Annotated in this window: 15 protein-coding genes; 11 read left to right on the plus strand and 4 right to left on the minus strand. The window is 36.4% G+C overall.

Annotated features, from left to right (window positions below):
- Positions 1-439, plus strand: a 439-nt coding sequence (locus tag KMW37_RS06960; protein ID WP_215223900.1) for a type IX secretion system membrane protein PorP/SprF, incomplete at its 5' end; no start/stop codon positions are given.
- A 671-nt stretch (positions 440-1,110) separates the two neighbouring features.
- Here KMW37_RS06960 and KMW37_RS06965 read toward each other — a convergent pair.
- Positions 1,111-1,554, minus strand: coding sequence for a DinB family protein (locus KMW37_RS06965; protein WP_215223901.1), 444 nt, complete (start codon positions 1,552-1,554; stop codon positions 1,111-1,113).
- 286 nt (positions 1,555-1,840) lie between these two features.
- On the opposite strand from KMW37_RS06965, the gene KMW37_RS06970 reads away from it, so the two are divergent.
- A complete protein-coding gene (locus tag KMW37_RS06970; protein WP_215223902.1) occupies positions 1,841-2,533 on the plus strand; it encodes a DUF1003 domain-containing protein in 693 nt (230 codons plus the stop codon).
- Positions 2,534-2,574: 41 nt separating this feature from the next.
- A complete protein-coding gene (locus KMW37_RS06975) occupies positions 2,575-2,748 on the plus strand; it encodes a hypothetical protein (RefSeq protein WP_215223903.1) in 174 nt (57 codons plus the stop codon).
- A gap of 60 nt (positions 2,749-2,808) precedes the next feature.
- Here KMW37_RS06975 and KMW37_RS06980 read toward each other — a convergent pair whose 3' ends face one another.
- Positions 2,809-3,834 carry a helix-turn-helix transcriptional regulator gene (locus KMW37_RS06980; protein WP_246581382.1) on the minus strand — a complete coding sequence of 342 codons (1,026 nt, stop codon included), beginning with the start codon at positions 3,832-3,834 and terminating at the stop codon, positions 2,809-2,811.
- A 150-nt stretch (positions 3,835-3,984) separates the two neighbouring features.
- Here KMW37_RS06980 and KMW37_RS06985 point away from each other — a divergent pair, with 150 nt between their 5' ends.
- From KMW37_RS06985 to KMW37_RS06995, 3 genes are all read left to right on the plus strand, one after another.
- Positions 3,985-4,476 (plus strand): DinB family protein, encoded by a 492-nt coding sequence (locus tag KMW37_RS06985; protein ID WP_215223904.1) that lies wholly within the window; start codon positions 3,985-3,987, stop codon positions 4,474-4,476.
- 15 nt (positions 4,477-4,491) lie between these two features.
- Positions 4,492-4,710 carry a hypothetical protein gene (locus tag KMW37_RS06990; RefSeq protein ID WP_215223905.1) on the plus strand — a complete coding sequence of 73 codons (219 nt, stop codon included), beginning with the start codon at positions 4,492-4,494 and terminating at the stop codon, positions 4,708-4,710.
- 249 nt (positions 4,711-4,959) lie between these two features.
- Complete coding sequence (locus KMW37_RS06995; RefSeq protein WP_215223906.1) at positions 4,960-5,172, plus strand: hypothetical protein; 213 nt, start codon at positions 4,960-4,962, stop codon at positions 5,170-5,172.
- Between the two features lie 73 nt (positions 5,173-5,245).
- On the opposite strand, the gene KMW37_RS07000 is transcribed toward KMW37_RS06995, so the two are convergent.
- Positions 5,246-6,001 carry a class I SAM-dependent methyltransferase gene (locus KMW37_RS07000; protein WP_215223907.1) on the minus strand — a complete coding sequence of 252 codons (756 nt, stop codon included), beginning with the start codon at positions 5,999-6,001 and terminating at the stop codon, positions 5,246-5,248.
- Positions 6,002-6,070: 69 nt separating this feature from the next.
- Here KMW37_RS07000 and KMW37_RS07005 point away from each other — a divergent pair, with 69 nt between their 5' ends.
- Positions 6,071-6,859 carry an AraC family transcriptional regulator gene (locus KMW37_RS07005; protein WP_215223908.1) on the plus strand — a complete coding sequence of 263 codons (789 nt, stop codon included), beginning with the start codon at positions 6,071-6,073 and terminating at the stop codon, positions 6,857-6,859.
- Between the two features lie 407 nt (positions 6,860-7,266).
- Here KMW37_RS07005 and KMW37_RS07010 read toward each other — a convergent pair whose 3' ends face one another.
- Positions 7,267-8,598, minus strand: a complete 1,332-nt coding sequence (locus KMW37_RS07010; RefSeq protein ID WP_215223909.1) for a sulfatase family protein — start codon at positions 8,596-8,598, stop codon at positions 7,267-7,269.
- Positions 8,599-8,914: 316 nt separating this feature from the next.
- Between KMW37_RS07010 and KMW37_RS07015 the strand changes: the two genes are divergently transcribed.
- From KMW37_RS07015 to KMW37_RS07030, 4 genes are all read left to right on the plus strand, one after another.
- Complete coding sequence (locus tag KMW37_RS07015) at positions 8,915-9,499, plus strand: RNA polymerase sigma-70 factor (RefSeq protein WP_215223910.1); 585 nt, start codon at positions 8,915-8,917, stop codon at positions 9,497-9,499.
- 116 nt (positions 9,500-9,615) lie between these two features.
- Positions 9,616-10,578 (plus strand): FecR family protein, encoded by a 963-nt coding sequence (locus KMW37_RS07020; protein ID WP_215223911.1) that lies wholly within the window; start codon positions 9,616-9,618, stop codon positions 10,576-10,578.
- A gap of 160 nt (positions 10,579-10,738) precedes the next feature.
- The gene (locus KMW37_RS07025) at positions 10,739-13,957 is read left to right on the plus strand and encodes a SusC/RagA family TonB-linked outer membrane protein (RefSeq protein WP_215223912.1); all 3,219 of its coding nucleotides are present in this window, start codon (positions 10,739-10,741) and stop codon (positions 13,955-13,957) included.
- A 14-nt stretch (positions 13,958-13,971) separates the two neighbouring features.
- Positions 13,972-15,570: a RagB/SusD family nutrient uptake outer membrane protein gene (locus KMW37_RS07030; protein ID WP_215223913.1), complete on the plus strand. Its 1,599-nt coding sequence runs from the start codon at positions 13,972-13,974 to the stop codon at positions 15,568-15,570.
- Positions 15,571-15,580: the final 10 nt, after the last annotated feature.

Genomic DNA, 15,580 nt, shown 5'->3' on the forward strand with positions numbered 1-15,580 from the left:
GCTGACACATGAAAAGTATTACCTGTCCTATGCGATGCACCAGGTGAACGGTGGTGGCTTTGCGAGCGGAGATGAGTTTATGGAAGGAAGGCCCATCAACTATATCGTCCAGGCAGGCTATAGGGAAGCTGTAAGTGAAAATCTTTCGGTGATCGGTAATTTCTTTTACAGGAACCAGGAAGACCTTCCGGACAATATAGAGTTCAACCTGAAGGCCTTGTTGATGGACAAATTCTGGTTGGGTGCAGGGCACCGGGTGGACTATGCGAACAACCTGCAGCTAGGCTTCCTGCTGAAGCGGGTGAAGGTGGGCTATGTCTATGAGTTCCCAACCAACGGCAGTTATCTCTTGCCCGGCAATACCCATGAGTTCATGGCCATGTTCAGCCTGTTCAGGACAAACGAAAGGAAACATGCCAAGGAAGTATTGATTTGGTAGGGATATTATTTGAAGTCCCCATGGCCAAAACCATGGGGGCTTCAAATAACAGTTTTATATCTTTAAGGGCTTTGATTTCAATTTTTTAACCTCTCAAATAAGCAGTTCATGGATTTTAAAGGTTAATTCCTCTATGCTATAAAAAGATGAACTCATCATTTTTGCTGTCTTTTGGGTGTTGATTAAAATCCGGTCAAAGGATAGGAAGGTTTGGGAATGGTCATGATCCACGATTCGATGGTTGAATAAATATTAATTGTTTTGGTTAAAAGGTATATGATGGAACTGCCCATACTAGATCACATCTTTATAACATCAGAAGGTTATTTTTTCTTTGCAGATGAGGGAGGACTGTAAGGCCAATCACCCTATTATTCTTGGAATTTGCAATTACAGTTATGCAAGACAATTTTTAATCTAGGAGCAAGTAGTGATCGGAACCGGCACTTTAGTGAGAGGGACCAACCTCGTAACGAAAGTGCCTGCCCTGCAAGCTGGTTACTCGCTAAAAACAGTCACTGACTGTTTTCTTTACGCTCGTCCCCCTAAAGATACTCCCAGCCCTATCCGATGCCCCGTTAAGAATGCGTTTTCTTTGGACAGATTATAAGAAATCGTAGTGTTTTTTGATAATACGAGATATGAAATATAGTATGGCTCTTTTGCCAATATTAGCGCTTGTAAAGAATGTAGTCTGTAACTAAAGGTTCAAGTCCGTACAGCCTAAATTCTGTTGCAATTTGTCCTCTGTGATATGTCGAGTGGTTAATGATGTGAAAACAAATGTTCTGAACGCTGCTTTCGAATATTTCACCTTTCGTGTTTTTATAGGTGCAACTGGCGTTTAAGTCCATATTGTCAAGTATCTGCAATGTTTGTTCGTGATTTATCTTGTCTATGCGCTTTAAGTCTTTCGTGTTGTGCAATTCCCAAACACCAAAGGTCGGCTGTTCAGGCTTAATTCTGTTGTTCCAGATTTGGTGGGCATTCAAAAGATGATTAAATACCTTAACTGCTTTTTCAGATATTTTGTCTGGCTGATCAATAAAAATATCCGATAACTTTTGGTTGAAATGATGACTATATTCAAATAATTCTTTAAAAAACTGTTTCATTATATATGTTTTATCCGTTGTATATGGTGTTCAGTTAATAGATAACGAAAATCACTATGCAGCTGTTAGGGTTACAGGAATTTTTAGCTTAATTTTTAATAGTGGAAATGTTGGACTATAACCATTGTCTTTCTAGTCATTTTGGGGATAAGCTCTGCAAGGACGGGAGGTTCGGACGTATATATATTAATAATTCGAATTGTAGTCTGGGGAATGATAGCAATGGGCTTGTCAGCATTAGTTGGTTATCTTTTTGGTGTTAATGTATAGCTTCAAAGATTTAAAAATGAGAACGAGCCATATCAGTCAACAACAAATTCAAAAAGGAGAAGAGGTTAAAGGTCAGGATATCAGGGAAGGGATTTTTAATCTCATCAAGTCTGAGCATCCCGAATTTGATTTATCGAGCTTCATCACATTGGCCGAACTTAACCAATACAGAAGGCATTATTTAACTTCTTTAATCACTCAAGAAAAAGGAGAATTAGCCAATATCGACAAAGATGTGATGGATGCCATAAAGAATAATTCCATCCTCTCTGAAAATTTTCAGGATGAAATGGACGCTGAACTTACTTTGGGCCAAAGAATTGCTGATCAGGTGGCAGCCTTTGGAGGCAGTTGGACCTTTATTATCACCTTCTTCTCGTTTATCCTTATTTGGATGATGATTAATATTTGGTTTTTGTCTAGAAAACCGTTTGATCCTTATCCATTTATTTTGCTGAACCTCATCCTTTCCTGTTTGGCAGCCATTCAAGCGCCTATTATAATGATGAGCCAAAACCGTCAAGAACAAAAGGATAGACAACGGGCAGAACATGATTATAAAGTAAACCTAAAAGCAGAACTTGAGATAAAATTACTCAGTGAAAAAATGGACCATTTATTGGTACATCAGAACAGGAAGCTTTTGGAAATTCAGGAAATCCAAACAGATTATCTGGAGGACTTAATGAAAGAGATCAAAAAGAAATAAAATGGGAAGATCATGGGCGAAATTATGTCCTCTAATAATATATGGATACAGAGGATGGTTTTGTTGGATTGGCTTTAACCGAAGTTGCTTTATTTATTTCACTTTCAGCTTTAGCTGGTATATTGCCCTTATTGCTTGTTACTACTGAACTAGCTTTGCACAGACTGCAAGCTGTATGGTTTTTCTTTTTGGCTTTTGAAAGTTGGAATCTTTAATAATTGAGTTTTGCCTACAAAACAAGAAATGGATAAAGTCTTATAAAATGATTGTTCAGATTAAAGTTTAGTAATCGCTTTTTCTAAAATAGCTTTTACCTGAAGTTTTAAGCTTTCGGGTTCAATTATTTTAGCATAATCTGAAAACACAATATACCATCTTGAAAAACCGTGTTCAACATAGGGTGTCATAAATGTCATTTCTACTTGATTTCCTTTTACTTTTTCAGACACAAAACCATGTTGCATTTTGCTGTTGTTTATATACCTTACTATACTTTTATCAACAGTAATAACAACTTTTGTTTTCGGTATATTTTCATACTGACTACGATATTCATCCAGAGAAATGTGTTCTCTCGTAAAATTATTTTGCGTTGACTTAATAGCCAGCATTCTATCAGTTCTAAACTGTCTATAATCGTTTCTTAAATGACAAAATGCTAATACATACCAAAACCCCGATTCATGATAAATTCCAACTGGTTCAACATAGCGTTCAGAGGGTGTTTCACTATTTAAAGCTTGATATTTTAAAAACACCTGTCTTTTTTCAGCAATGCTTTCAAACAAAGTTTCAAGGGCATTAGGTAAACACTCATTAAATAATTTATGTGCTGGGTCAACCAATATTTGTGATTCTAGAGCAGAAATCCAATCTTTTTCACGGCCACGCAAAACAGATTTTAGCTTCATCATGGCAGATTCGTAATAATTGCCCAAGGACTTATCTACAAACTTCTGCATTAGCTTTTCGGCGGCAACAAAACTTCCGGCTTCTTCTCTAGTAAACATAACTGGCGGCAATCGGTATCCTTCCATAATGGAATAACCAACACCTGCCTCACTTACAATTGGCACGCCAGATGCTTCAAGTGTTCGTATATCACGATAAATGGTGCGTAGGCTTACCTCAAATCTATCAGCCAATTCTTGTGCTTTTACTATTTGTTTGGACTGTAGCTGAATAAGGATAGCTACAATTCTATCAAAACGTTTTGCCGTATCTAAACCCATAATGCGATAAGCTATTTCCCAAAGATAGGACTTCAGGCGGAAGTATGTTTTAAATTTTGATTTCAACATAATGACTTCGCTTCTTATGTTATGCAAAGAGATATATAGCAGGTGACAACCCTATGTCAATAAACATTTTTATAATTTATTTTTTCCTGCTGACATAAAGCTGTCACCAGCCCATCATAATTTTGGTTTCAAATAACAAAAACTAAACTTATGGAATCTACAACAAACACATTATTGGAACGAGTGATTTCACCTGCTGATTTATTGGCACATTGGCAAGGTCACCGAAGCTTGACCCGAAGAGTTATAGAAGCATTTCCTGAAGAAGCCTTTTTTAATTATTCTATAGGTGGTATGCGTACTTTTGCTGATATGGTTATGGAGCTTTTAGGTATAGCGGGACCGGGCATTAAAGAAATTGCTACTGGAGAAACCCAGAAGCTAGTGGAAGAGGTAAATCACGGTAACAAAAAAACAAAAATTCTTGAACTTTGGGATGAAGCCACAGATGAGATAAACACCTATTGGGCACAGATAAAACCCGAGCAGTTTCAACAGAGCATTAAAGCTTTCGGTCAATATGAGGGTACAGTTTGGTCTTCAATCTTCTATTTTATTGATAATGAAATCCATCATCGAGGACAAGGATATGTTTATTTGCGCGCTTTAGGTGTAGAACCTCCGTTTTTTTATGAACGTTAATTAATTTCATTTAGGATGAAAACAGTTTTGGTATTTAAAACCTCCATTAAAAAAAATAGGGAGATTAAAATTGTTCAAGCCACATTAAACCGTTTGATTGCAAGAGATGGCCGTTGGAACTTTGATTTGGAGGATTGTGACAATATTCTTCGAGTAGAGACCCCAAATATTAAAGCTGATGCAGTTTTAAAAGCAATACAACATCATGGTTTTCATTGTGAAGAACTTCTTTAATATTAAAAAGTACCCGTTTGCCTTCTTTTCAAAAATAAAGCAATAATATCAAGAATGGTTTGTAAATAATTATTTTGGCATTCGTATCTCCTTTAGTAGGTCTACCATCTTCTCAGATTGATGAAATAGGTAGTGCCCAAAAAACTGTTAAAGTGTAAATAATAAGGCGGGATTTGCCCCGCCTTATTATTTACACCTAATTTTGGATGGTGTTTCCCAATTGGGTGGAGAATATTACTTTAGCCTACTATGCTTGGAATTTGCAATTTCAGTTATGCTGAAGGAATTATTTTTTGGGGAGCAGGTGGTAGTAAAGAGGAGAGGAAGTGGGGAAAAGAGTTGATGTACATGGAACGTTTAGGTAAGTTTCCAATATTATTTATTGGTTTAGTTTTTTTCTTGTTAAAAGAAAAGCAATCAAATCAAGGCTTATTCCATTATGCTGGAGGGATAAGTCTGTGATAACCAAGTGGACAAATAAGTTGGATTCTTAATTGAAAAAGTCCCTCATTTAAGAAGGACTTTTTAAGATATTTTAATTCTCTGCTGAGAAAATATGAATGGGATAGTGTAAAAAATATTCATTATTAATCTTTGTAACATTTATCCCTAAATCATTTACTCCAACATCTGCAATGATCATACTTTCTAAAGCATTTGCGTCACTAGGAAAAGATGCTTTAAGTTGCTCTTTAAGTTCAATTTGCATGGAATAGAAATCTGTATTTAAATTTTTATAACCGACCTTTTCAAAAAGGCGAGAAAATTCAGTTAATGAAAGTGCCGCTACATGAGAATAATCCCTGTTTTTTTCCATTTCATTGTATTTATTAATCTTTGAATCTGGTAAAGAAACATCAACAACCAAAACTTTTCCTTCAGGTTTACAAACCCGTTTCATTTCAGACAAAACTTTAAAAGGGTCTAAAAAATGATGGAAACCGAATCTTGAAATTACAATTGAGAAACTATCATCCTCATAAGGTAAACTTTCTACATTCCCAATTTGCCAAGCCACATTAGTAAGGTTATTTCTGGCCTGAAGTTTCTCTGCTTCATCAAGCATTCCTTGTGTCATGTCAATTCCTGTGACATGGCTGGCGTATTTCGCAAATTCGCAAGATACAATGCCAGAACCACATGCTATATCTAAAACTTTATCGCTCTTAGAAGCCGATGATATTGAGATTAGCTTATCCAATGAATCACTATGTGAGGTAATCGAGGTGTAAGCACTAGCTTGTTTTGAAAATTGTTTTACAATGTTTGAGTTATGATTTTTATCGTCCATAATCTAATGTTTTTAATTTTCATCAAATTTCAGAACTTCTAGCAAAGTCTTAATTACTATATTTGGACAATGAATATCGATTATAAGACAAATATTAAAATAGACCATGGTTTTGAGGTGAATGAGTTACGACCGGTAACTACCTATTCGGAAGAAATTCAAAATGCTAAATGTGCAAGTTCGCACGCGCATCCAAGAGCTCAAATCATATCATGCAATACTGGTATTATGGAGGTTGTTACCAAAAAGAATATTTGGATAGTTAATTCTTTACAGGGTGTTTGGATTGCTGGTAACGAAGAACATCAAGTTTATTTTCCCAGCAATGTAAAGATAATTACAGCATTTATAGATGAATCGAAACTCAGGAATTTACCTATGAATAGTTTCGCATTTGAAACTTCAATTTTTTTAAAAAGTATCTTAGAAAAAATAGTGTCCTTTGCCAACCCGATTAGGTTGACTCAACAACAAAATAGAATAATCGAAGTGTTTATAGACGAACTTTCTATTTTGAAACCAAGCACAACGTTTCTGCCAACTAGTCAGGATGAAAGAATAAAAGTAGTATTAGATGCTTTAATGAATGAGTTGTCCAGTAAACATACCATCGACTATTATGCCAACAAATCATTTGTAAGCCCAAGAACCCTTTCAAGATTATTTCATAAAGAACTGGGTATGAGTTTTGGAGATTGGAAAATGCGTTTAAAACTCATGGAAGCTATCAAATTGTTAGGGGAAAAGAAAAGTGTAAAAGAAGTTGCATTTGATTTAGGTTATGAAAATGTTAGTTCATTCATAGTTGCCTTTAAAAAACACTTTGGTAAAACACCAACAAATTACTTGGTAAAATAAGTAAGAAAACACAAAATTGAGTTCCATGAATATGAATGTCCGTTTTCACACCAGTAACCTTATTTCTCATGGATTCCACAGATTTACACTGATCTACCTGGCGGAAGACAGGTTTAATTTATCATTTCAGTAAGATCTGGGCCATTCTTGAGGGAATGTTTTGAAGGGTCATACTTACTGGTGCAATTGCGGATATACATAATATAATATTTCAAGGTCAGAAGTTTAGATCTAGACATTATTAATTCTTACAGTAATCAGATTGTAGCTTATCGATAGAATGCAAGGCTATTCATTTCAGCCGATCGGCAATTAATGCAATTTTCAGCTTTTGGATTGAATTTATAAAAACAGCTTTGTATTGTGCCAAGCTCTAGAAACATTTGATCGTAGAATGAAATATTGAACTATGAGATTTCTTTTTCCGATTGTTTTATCATGTTAGTTAGCTTTTTGACAATGTCTGGGTGCTTATCAGCTATATTGATTTCTTCTGAAATATCATTTTCCAGGTTAAATAGAGAAATTGGGAATGCGCCATTTTCTTGATCGTTCCAGCTACTTGATTTTTCTATATGAAGTTTCCATTTGCCCAATCTGACAGCTTCAACTTTTCCATTTCTCGCATAATAATAAAATGGTCTTTCAGGAAGGTTTTGTTTTTCAGGAGCGTACAAGTATTCACTGATATCTATTCCATCCATCCTTAATCCATCAGGGATCTTAGCACCAGCGATATGGGCAAGGGTAGGGTATAGGTCCAGTGTGCTTACAAACTGTTTGCTTTCAATACCAGAAGGAATCACTGAAGGCCATGAAATGATTCCCGGAACCCGTTGACCCCCTTCCCAAGTTTGGGCTTTTTTGCCTCTTAACGGTTTAGCTGAACCTATTTGTGGGCCATTGTCAGAAGTGAAAATAATGATGGTGTTTTCATATATACCTTCCGTTTTTAAGGTTTTTATGATTTCTCCCATACTCCAATCCAATTCCATAATAACATCGGCATAAATACCTTTTCCACTCTTTCCTTCAAATTCAGGGGAGGCATATAAAGGTTTATGTGGCATATTATGGGCTAAATAGATGAAAAAAGGCTCGTTCCCTCTATTTTTTATTTTTTTGATGGTTTCTTCAGTATATCTCTTGGTCAGGTAACGTTGGTCTGGACTGCTTTCTAATAGGGTGGTATTTCTAAAGAAGGGAAGAGGTGGAGATTGGAAATTATTTCTCTTATAGTAATAATTATCCATGTCATTGGAATAAGGCACACCATAAAATTCATCGAATCCTTGGTTGTTGGGCATAAATTCTTCTTTATGTCCCAGATGCCACTTTCCTATACAATATGTAGAATAGCCACTTGACTTAAGTATTTCGGCCATGGTATATTCCTCTGGCTTCAGTCCATCTTCTGAATAGGGATATAATACGGCTTCATGTAGTTGGCTTCTTTTGGGATAGCGGCCAGTCAATAGTCCGGCTCTCGAGGGGGTACAAACTGTGGCAGGTACATAGAAATCGGTAAATTTGATTCCATTATTGGCTAATTCATCAAAGTTTGGGGTTTCATAGCCCTCGGCTCCATAAATCCCCACATCGGCATAACCTTGATCATCAGTAAAAAAGATGATGATATTGGGAGGACTGCCTGCATATACACCTTTGTTTAAGGCTATAACGGAAAATAAGGTGATCAATAATGTGAAAAAGAATTTTAAAAGATTTGGCTTATTCATGTTAGGGTAAATTTTTGAAAAACAGAGGATAGTGAAAAAACTTAAGGTTTTTGAGGATAATGCTATTTCGAATTATAATGTTAAGTTAAATTTTGTATTAATTACTTTCTTTTATGTTGAAATTTTAAATAAATTACATGTGAAAAAAAATAAACTGTTAAAATATATGATTAATGATTGATTATTTGTTTCATTAAAATATTTTCAGGTTTATGCATCGGGGGATTATTAAAGAAAATATAATATATGTGTTTCATTTTTTTTTGATAATTATTACACTTTTGCAAGCGTTTTTTAAATGTTATACTAAAAGGATATGTCCGAGATTTACGAAAAGAAACTCAACGAAGATACCTGCCATATAAGGGCGATAAAGGAGGGCTCTTGGGAAGCTTTTGAAAATCTGTACAACAAGTATTGGGAGAAACTTTTCCAACTGAGTGTTTCGGCAACAGGTGATGAAGAGTTAAGTAAGGATTTTGTCCAAGAAATTTTTTTGGATTTATGGAGCCGACGAGAAAGTCTATCCATAAAGAACCCATATTCCTACCTTTATCAAGCTACAAAGTATCGTTTTATTGAACACATCAGAAAACAAAACTTGCAAAGAAAATTTATTGATCAATTCAATGAAGCACATCATCAAAGCAATGATGTAGAAGAGAAAATTTATCTTAAGGAACTTCATCACCAAATTGACCATAGATTAACAGAGCTGCCCTCCAGATGTAGGGAGATTTTTACCTTAAGTAGGTATCAGCATTTGTCCAATCAAGAAATCGCCAATCAATTAGGGATTTCAAAAAGTACAGTTGAAAACCAGCTTAACAAAGCTTTAAACCATCTTAGAAAGTCATCAGATCTTGGTGTTGCTATGATGTTTGTTTTGGGAATATTCTAAACTGTAGTGTTAAGTGTAAGTTTTTTTTATTAACTAATTATTAATATTCTGATTTTTTTGCTTTTAGCGTAGGTGTAAGTGCCCCCTTCTTCTACTATAGATCAAATGACACGCGAATGATGAGCGAAAAAGAATTTGATCGGCTCCTGAAGAAATATCTTGAAGGAAATACTTCTAGGGAAGAAAACCAGGTAATTGATAAATGGTTTGAGAAACTAAGTCAGTCGAAACAGCAATTGTATAAGGAAGACTTAGATGATGTAAGGGAAGAGATACTTAAACGTATCAAAGAGAAGGCACTTAGTGCTGAGGTCTCAAAGCCAAAATCTAGATCTACCTATATGGTGGCATGGAAATTTGCAGCAGCTGTTACTGTTTTGTTACTGGCTGGATATTGGATTTTCTCTACTGTTTTATTTAACCCTGAGAAGAATTGGGTAACTCGGAAAACTGCCACAGGCGAGATTTTGGACTTTACCTTGGATGATGGCAGTAAAGTTTTTTTGAATGCCCTTTCAAGTATTTCTTATCCCGAACATTTTGGCCAATCCAGCAGAGAAGTCAAGACTACCGGAGAAGTTTATTTTGAAGTGGCTAAAGATCCCCAAAGACCTTTTAAAGTTTTAGGTAAGGATTTAAATACTACGGTATTAGGGACTTCCTTTAATGTTAATGCTTATGAGGATGAAGTTCCCAAGGTGAGTGTTCTTGAGGGAAAAGTTCTTGTGGAAACAATTTCAAACCAACAGCAGGTTTCATTGATCGCAAATCAAGAAGCAGTACTCAATCCCAATAAATCATTGACGAAACAAGCAGTTGATATGGACAAGGTATTGGCATGGAAGAGGGGGCTTTTTTATCTAAACAATATATCCTTAGGGGAGGTGGGACGAATAATTGAGAGAAATTATGATATCCAAATCATTTTTGAAGACAAAGCAACTGCTAATCAGACCATTTCAGGGAAATTCAAGAAAGACAGCTTGTCAAATCTTTTGAACCAAATACAGTTTATAAAAAATATCCAATGGAAACGAATCTCAAATGATACTATAAAAATAACCTCAAACCCAAATTAAAATGCCTATGAAGAAATCCCAACTAGAGACTATTCTATACTAAGATCCATAACAAAAAGTGGCAAGCCAAAAGTCGGAGATTGGCCTACCACTGCTAATTAAGAATTTTAAGTATCGACAAATGAAATCATTAAAATTAACTTAACTAACCTTTGAATTTATGTTTAATACCATTACAAAACAATTGCTGCGTAAAACAAAGCTGTTTTCCCTGGTCTTGGGATTACAGTTGTTGAGTACGCAGATATCTTTTGGAGTAATTGCGCAAGGTCAAAACCCTGAAGAAATCAATATAGAATTTGAGGCAGTAAATGCCAGTTTGAAGTCAGTTTTTGAACAAGTAGAATCGATGACTGATTTTGTGTTCCTTTATGATGAAACCATAATTAATAGTGATTTAAAGTTTAGTTTGGCCAAGCGAAAGCTTTCCGTAGCTGCACTTTTAGACAAATTATCGACAACACACCCATTGAAGTTTCAGCAGCTTAACAATAGTATTTCAGTGAAGCTAGAAGAGAGAACTGCTGGACCATTGGATAAGATTAAAATTACTGGTACCATTCGAGATCAAGGTGGTCAACCTCTACCAGGGGCTACTGTCTTGGTCAAAGGTACCAACCTGGGCACAGTGGCAGATCTTGACGGAAAATTTACTATCACTACTGATACAGATGCTGTTTTAATATTCAGCATGCTTGGATTTAAAGACCAAGAAATCAGTGTAAATAACCGCTCAAACATTAATATGGTGCTTCAAGAAGAAAGTGCTGCTTTGGATGAAGTAGTAGTTTTTGGATATAGTGCTGTAGAAAAGAAACACGTGGCGTCCGCAGTTTCTGATATGGACATGGAAAGGGCTGTTAACCGCCCTCTTGGAAAACTACAAGAAGCTTTTAGTGGAACGATTCCCGGAGTAACCATGATGCAAGCTTCCAATATTCCAGGAGGAACACCTGGTAGCATCAATATTCGCGGAATTGCCACTTTACAAAGTGCTTCTCCATTGGTTATAGTAGATGGTATGGAGCAAAGTTTAACAGATCTTGACCCCAATCAAATCAAAAGTATCAGTGTCCTAAAAGATGCTGCTTCAGCTTCCATGTATGGTTCTAGAGGTGCCAATGGGGTAATCATCATTGAAACTAAAAGAGGTACTACAGGTAAGTTCAAGGTAGATATGCATGCTTGGACAGCTATTAACGATCCGATTATGATGCCTGACTTTGTGAATTCAGCGGATTATATGAGGCTTAATAATGAGGCCAAGTCTATTCAGGGACAGAGCTTACTTTACACTGATGAAGATATAGCTTTAAGCGAACAGGGTGAATTGCCCAATACCAATTGGGTAGAGGAAATTATGGAAAGAAGAGCACATTCCTATAATATTGCTTCCAATATCTCAGGTGGTGGCGGTGTAGGTACTTTCAATCTAATGTTGGCTTACTTAAAGGAAAACGGCCTTAATATCAATGAAGGTAGTGAAAGATTCACTGCCCGTTTCAATACCAATATCAATATCAATGATAAATTCGTCCTTTTGGCTGATTTCTATGCGAAAAGGTTACAGGTTGATAGACTTTATGCCAATACTGATGGACATGGTCTATATACTGATGCATGGAGAATGAATCCTACACAAGCAGTGTTTTATGATTCCGATCTTCCTGAACATTATGCCTTATATGATGATAGAAATCCAGTGGCCAGTATTCACCATGGAGGGCTTTATAATAATCTCTATGATAATAGCACAATCAATCTGAGACCAAAGTATCATATCAATGATAACTTACACATTAGTGGAAATGTATCCTATATGATCAATAAGTCAGCTAATAAGTACAAAAGAGAGACCTTTAAGTTTTATGATGAAGAAGGTAGACCGACCACTACTTGGGCGAATGCTGTGGGTGCTTCTCAAGGTGTAAGTGTCAGTCAGTTTACTGCAAGAGGTAATATCAACTATGAGAGCAAGCTAAGAAAGGAAAAAGACAAAATCTATTTGATCGCAGGTTCAGAGATCATGAACCATGTTTATACGGACTACAGAGAGATTGCCAAGGCTTCTTTTTATACCAAAATGAACTATTCTTTTGATGAGCGCTACTTATTGGAAGTGACGGCAAGAAGGGATGGTAGTTCTAAGTTTGCACCAGGGTATCGTTGGGGATTCTTCCCTTCTGCAGCAGTTGCCTGGAATATGCATAATGAAAGCTTCTTTAGAGATTTGAATGAAAGGGGCATTATCAATAATATCAAATTTAGATTCTCTTACGGTAAAGTTGGTAACGAAAATGTCGCCCCTTACTTATGGCAGGAAGATGTAAATAACTGGGGATGGACCATGAGAGTACCTAACCCTAGTTTTACCTGGGAAAACCAGACGCAAAGTAATATTGGATTGGATGTGAGCCTATTAAAAAACAGACTTTCTTTTACAGGAGAAATTTATAAGAAGCACTCAACAGACCTTGTGTATGGAGACTTCCCTGTACCTCCTCTAACTGGTTCTTACTATTTAGAAACATCTGTTAACATCGGTGAAGTAGAAAACAAAGGTTGGGAAGTATCCGCAAACTGGAGTGATAATATTGGTGATTTTCAGTATAGTATTGGAGGTATGTTGTTTGACAATAAAAACAAAGTGCTTAAAGCAGGTTATAATGCATCGGATACCTTAGTTTTCAAAGGTAATATTGATAAAATATGGTATAACGGAAGTGCCATAAACAATTATTATGGATATGAAAGCAATGGTTACTTCCAGTCGGAAAATGATGTAAACTCTACTGAAGCCAAACTGCCCAATACGCTTCCAGGAGACATTCGTTATATAGACCAAAACAATGACGGTATCATCAATGAGAAGGACAGGGTATATCTAGGTGATCCCTTTCCTCACATGAATTACTCTGTAAATATGAATTTAAGATATAAAAATTGGGACTTTAGTTTCTTGGGACAAGGAGTTGGTGAAAGACTGGGAAGAGTAAATGGTCTTGAGGGATACCCTGTGATCATGGATGGCAATACCAATGCCCTTGGTACCCCAAGACAATACTATATGGACAATAGATGGACTCCTGAGACGCCTAATAGTAGATTCCCTAGAGTATGGACCGGAACTAGCCCTAATGCCAATTTAAGTGATATTTGGTTAAGTGATGCTTCCTATTTCAGGATCAAAACCTTACAATTAGGCTACACCATTCCTAAACCAATCAAGGGCGTTAATAACTTGCGCATGTATATCAATGCCCAAGATGCTTTTACTTTTACCAATTGGGAAGGGTTAGAGCCTGAAGATAATGGAGGAAATGGAAGCTATCCAAGAATGGCTACTTATAGTCTTGGAGTGAAATTCACGATACTTTAAACTAATTGTCAGCAATGAAAAAACTAACCATAATATTGATTTTAGCCTGTATGTCATTGACAGGCTGCGAGAACTTCTTGGATAAAACGGACCCTACAGCCACTTCATTTGATGAATTTTACAATGATGAAGACGATTTGCGCCGGGTAGTTTACAGTAGTTACAGGGATGTTTTTACACATAATAGTGATCGCAGGCTCATGTTATATATGCAGGATGGAAGATCAGATAATGCCTATGCACGTCTAAGCGGTGATCATCATCAGGTCATTGCCAATGGTAATCTAAATGCCAATTCTAGTGCCATGGAATATTATTATAGTTTACATATGAAGCATTTGGGAAGGTTAAATACTTTCATTGATAAAGTAGATGTCCCTTATGTAGAAGATGAAGAAGTAAGAGACAGGTATTCAAATATTCTTCAAGGAATCCGTGTTTGGCATTATTTCATATTGACCTCGAGATGGGGTGATGTGCCTTTTGTTCTTGAACCTGCTGATCTTGATGAAGCCAGACAGCCTGTGACTCCCAAAGAAGAAGTATTGGACATCATCTTTCCTCTAGGGGAAGAAATCGCCAATAAGCTTCCTGTGGGAACTTATTCTTCCAACAAATACATGTTGAACCAACTTTCTATGAAAGCTATCATTATGCGCTATGCTTTGTATTTTGAGCGATACGAATTAGCTGCAAGATTGGCTGAGGAAATCATGGATAGCAAAGAATATTCCTTGCATCCTGAATATGGTGAATTGTTCCAGTATGAAGCCTCAGATAAAAATAATGAGGTGATCCTTCATCAAAATAGAGAAAGTTTTAGTGGCAGCACCTATGCATTCCCACATTTAGGCCCCCATTTTAGAACAGGATACGGTCAATCCTATATTGTGCCCCTAAAATCATTGGTAGATAGCTACTGGACTTTACAAGGTCGTGCCATTGATAATTGCCCTTATTATACAAAAGAGGAATACGAACTTGATCCCAATTTGAACAGGGATCCAAGATATGAATTCAGTATTATGGGCCATGGTGACGACTTTTACGGGGAGACAATTGATGTTTACAATTCTGAATCTACCATGTTTTATGAAAAGACCCGTGCCGGTGGTTCTGGATATTGGTTCCGTAAGTTCGTTTCCGATGATGATGCCTTCAAAAATGGTAGCAATATGGAGTTCCCTCTTTTGAGATATGCAGAAGTATTATTAACCTATGCAGAAGCTAAGATCATGATGAATGATGTGGACGCATTGGCCAAGGAATGCATCAATCAGTTGAGAGAGCGTGCCGGTCTGGACATGTCTGAAGCTGATGTTACGCTTCCTGAATATAGTGCGTTTGGCCAAAATGAATGGGTTGAACTGATCAGAAACGAAAGAAGAGTTGAGTTGGCCGCTGAAGGTCGTAGATATGATGATATTATTCGTTGGAAAATTGCTGAGGATGTTTTGAATCAACCAGCATTGGGACATACCAGAAAAGTAGATGGACAGTTGGTCTCGCTAAAAATCGAAGACAGATCTTTTGCACAACATCAATACTTATGGCCATACCATGAAAGCAGTTTAAAAGTCAACCCTGGATTGAAACAAAATCCTGGTTATTAATTTTACTTGT

The organism is Echinicola shivajiensis, assembly GCF_018642165.1.
In the GTDB taxonomy this organism is placed as follows: Bacteria; Bacteroidota; Bacteroidia; order Cytophagales; family Cyclobacteriaceae; genus Echinicola; species Echinicola shivajiensis.

Bases quoted from the DNA above. Each gene is read 5' to 3' on its own strand.
- KMW37_RS06995 (WP_215223906.1), top strand. From the start codon at position 4,960: ATGCTTGGAATTTGCAATTTCAGTTATGCTGAAGGAATTATTTTTTGG.
- KMW37_RS06970 (WP_215223902.1), top strand. From the start codon at position 1,841: ATGAGAACGAGCCATATCAGTCAACAACAAATTCAAAAAGGAGAAGAG.
- KMW37_RS07020 (WP_215223911.1), top strand. From the start codon at position 9,616: ATGATGAGCGAAAAAGAATTTGATCGGCTCCTGAAGAAATATCTTGAA.
- KMW37_RS06990 (WP_215223905.1), top strand. From the start codon at position 4,492: ATGAAAACAGTTTTGGTATTTAAAACCTCCATTAAAAAAAATAGGGAG.
- KMW37_RS06975 (WP_215223903.1), top strand. From the start codon at position 2,575: ATGGATACAGAGGATGGTTTTGTTGGATTGGCTTTAACCGAAGTTGCT.
- KMW37_RS06980 (WP_246581382.1), bottom strand. From the start codon at position 3,834: ATGTTGAAATCAAAATTTAAAACATACTTCCGCCTGAAGTCCTATCTT.
- KMW37_RS07005 (WP_215223908.1), top strand. From the start codon at position 6,071: ATGAATATCGATTATAAGACAAATATTAAAATAGACCATGGTTTTGAG.
- KMW37_RS07030 (WP_215223913.1), top strand. From the start codon at position 13,972: ATGAAAAAACTAACCATAATATTGATTTTAGCCTGTATGTCATTGACA.
- KMW37_RS06965 (WP_215223901.1), bottom strand. From the start codon at position 1,554: ATGAAACAGTTTTTTAAAGAATTATTTGAATATAGTCATCATTTCAAC.
- KMW37_RS07015 (WP_215223910.1), top strand. From the start codon at position 8,915: ATGTCCGAGATTTACGAAAAGAAACTCAACGAAGATACCTGCCATATA.
- KMW37_RS07025 (WP_215223912.1), top strand. From the start codon at position 10,739: ATGTTTAATACCATTACAAAACAATTGCTGCGTAAAACAAAGCTGTTT.
- KMW37_RS06985 (WP_215223904.1), top strand. From the start codon at position 3,985: ATGGAATCTACAACAAACACATTATTGGAACGAGTGATTTCACCTGCT.
- KMW37_RS07000 (WP_215223907.1), bottom strand. From the start codon at position 6,001: ATGGACGATAAAAATCATAACTCAAACATTGTAAAACAATTTTCAAAA.
- KMW37_RS07010 (WP_215223909.1), bottom strand. From the start codon at position 8,598: ATGAATAAGCCAAATCTTTTAAAATTCTTTTTCACATTATTGATCACC.